The sequence below is a fragment of the Bacillus sp. V59.32b genome, from assembly GCF_003429085.1.
GTDB lineage: Bacteria > Bacillota > Bacilli > Bacillales > DSM-1321 > Peribacillus.
In genome coordinates, this window is the sequence record NZ_QVTC01000078.1 from 1 (window position 1) to 2,817 (window position 2,817).

A 2,817-nucleotide genomic window follows, 5' to 3' on the forward strand; every position below is an offset into this window, starting at 1 on the left:
CATCTTCTTCAGGCTGCCTGACCTTTTTTAAAATGTCCTTTACATAGGGTACAGTTTATTTCCCCGTCGGCCCCTTTCTTTAATTACCTGTAAAATTCGGTTTTCTTTTCTCGACAAATGCTTGAATGCCTTCCTGGTGATCGCTTGTTCTACGCATTTTCATCTGTGCGTTTTTTTCAAGTTCAAGCATTTTTAATAACAGCGGCCGATTTTTTTCACCGAGGATTTTTTTCGTCTTAATCATCGCCTGGATCGGGCTGTTCAGCCATTTCGCAAGCTTCGTCTCAATGGCTTGATCGAGCGTTTCGGAAGCGACTTCGTGTATTAGTTCTTTTTCGAAGGCTTCTTGCGCCCTCATTACTTTCCCTTCCCAAATGAGTTCCTTTGCGCGAACTTCACCCAGCCTTCTTTCAAGGAAGAAATGTCCGCCTCCATCCGGCACAAGACCAATGCCGATGAAGTTCATGGCAATTTTACTTTCAGGCTCAGCAATAATGTAATCCGTCGCCAGCGCCATACTCAAGCCAAGGCCCGCTGCCGCTCCATGAATCCCACAAATCGTAAGCTTTGGCATAAAGTAAAGCGTTGTCACCAATTCACTGATGCAATCCATCAAAGAGTTAAAATCAGCTTCATCATTGGATGAAAGCATCATTTTAATATCTCCGCCGGAAGAAAACGCTTTCCCTTTTCCTTTTAAAATAACAACATGGATATCTTCATTCGTCGTTATTTCCTTAAGTGCGTTCACCAATTCACGCAGCATAGGCTCATTCATTGCGTTTAAAGCTTCAGGGCGGTTCAGTTCAACTGTAGCCGTCCTTTCTGAATACGTTACCGTAACGGTCTCTGTAACAGAAGTCGATTCGTAGGATCCCACTGCTCTTCCTCCTCAAAAAAATTTTCTCATAAATATTATAACGTTTCTTTCATTCAAATAAAAAGAAAAAAATGAATATTGTGAGAAATCTCACTTTTAGGCATGCTAAAAAGAGGATGGGATCCCATCCCCTTTTTTGCGATTATTGAATAACCTATTTATCTCGTTCGAGCAGACAATCTTATAGTTTCACCTTATCCTGGACTTGTTCACGAAGAGCCCTCTTCAAGAATTTGCCCACTGACGTCTTCGGAATTTCATCCATAAATAATACTTCATCTGGCAGCCACCATTTCGCAAACTGCGGTTTCAAAAATTCAATCACTTCATCTTTGGTTACTTTATCTTTATATGCTTCTTTCAGAACGACACAAGCGACGGGCCGCTCCTGCCATCTTTCGTGCGGAACCGCGATAACTGCTGCCTCGAAGATTGCTTCATGAGCCATCAATGTATTCTCCAAGTCTACCGACGATATCCATTCCCCACCGCTCTTAATTAAGTCCTTAGTCCGATCGACAATCTTAACGAAGCCTTCCCCGTCAACGGTTACAACATCCCCGGTATACAGCCAGCCATCTTTAAATGCTCCCTCAGTCCTGTCGTCCCGGTAATACTCACTGGCAATCCACGGGCCGCGAATGAGCAATTCACCCATTTCTACTCCATCTGCTTTCACTTCGCCATCCTTGCCGATTACTTTTATATCAATGCACGGTACCGTCATTCCCTGCTTTGCTTTTAGCTCATACTGTTCTTCCTCTTCTAAATCATCATGATAGCTTTTCAGACTAGAGGTAAAAACAAGCGGGCTTGTTTCAGTCATGCCGTAAGCATGAACAAAGGGAATTTGGTGCTTTTGCTCAAACGCTTTGATCATGCTTTTAGGAGCCGCGGAACCGCCACAAATTACCGCCCTCAGGCTGCTTGTGTCATATTCGTTATCCTCCAGCTCATGCAGAAGGCCAAGCCAAATCGTTGGTACGCCTGCGGTTAACGTCACTTTTTCCGATTCAATCAATTCAGCAAGTAATTTCGGGGTAAAATACGGTCCGGGCAAAACAAGATTGCTGCCGAACCAGACCGCCGCAAACGGAAGCCCCCAGGCGTTCACATGAAACATCGGCACAACCGGCATCGCTGTGTCTCTCTCCGCGATGCCCAAATTGTCTGTTAAACCCAGTCCAAGACTATGAAGGACAACCCCACGGTGAGAGTAAACAACCCCTTTTGGATTACCGGTTGTAGCGGACGTATAACACATACCAGCCGGATCATTTTCATCGATCTCCTGTGCGAATGGGTGTGCAGGATCGCCTTGTGCGATCAGTTTTTCATAATGGTATACAGGAGACAGCTTCGTTTCAGGCAGTTCTTCGGCATCAGTCATGATAATAAATCCTTCAACATGCTGAATGTCCTCCTGAATGCTTTCAATCAGCGGCAGGACATCTGCATCAATCAACAATAATTTATCCTCAGAATGGTTCACGATATATGAAACATGCTGTGGCGAAAGTCTTAAATTAATCGTATGTAGCACCGCCCCCGAGCAAGGGATTGCGAAATACGCTTCGAGATGTCGGTGGTGGTTCCACGCAAGAGTACCGATCCGGTCCCCTTTTTCTATTCCCAGTTTTTCAAGACTGCTTGCCAGCCTTCTCGTACGCTCGGCTATCTCACGGTAAGTGAATCTTTGAATGCCGCTTTCCGTACGCGATACCACTTGTTTTTTCGAATAATACTTCTCTGCTCTTTCAATCATCTGCGTCATAATCAAGGGAGTATTCATCATTTTTTATTTCCTCCTTATTTAGAAAACGCTTTCAACATTTATTTAATTCGATTTTTTTAAGGATTATCCTTTTTCGTTTTATATTTTAGGCTCTGTTAAATTCCATTGTTGATTTTCAAATGGTCATGGAATCTACTCGCTT

Annotated in this window: 2 protein-coding genes; both read right to left on the minus strand. The window is 43.8% G+C overall.

Features of this window, described 5'->3' with window-relative positions:
* Positions 1-79: 79 nt before the first annotated feature.
* Positions 80-880, minus strand: coding sequence for an enoyl-CoA hydratase (locus D0463_RS16220; protein ID WP_117308420.1), 801 nt, complete (start codon positions 878-880; stop codon positions 80-82).
* Positions 881-1,061: 181 nt separating this feature from the next.
* Positions 1,062-2,675, minus strand: a complete 1,614-nt coding sequence (locus tag D0463_RS16225) for a long-chain fatty acid--CoA ligase (RefSeq protein ID WP_117308421.1) — start codon at positions 2,673-2,675, stop codon at positions 1,062-1,064.
* Between the last annotated feature and the right edge of the window lie 142 nt (positions 2,676-2,817).

Coding starts and splice junctions, on each gene's coding strand:
- D0463_RS16225 (WP_117308421.1), bottom strand. CDS start 2,675: ATGATGAATACTCCCTTGATTATGACGCAGATGATTGAAAGAGCAGAG.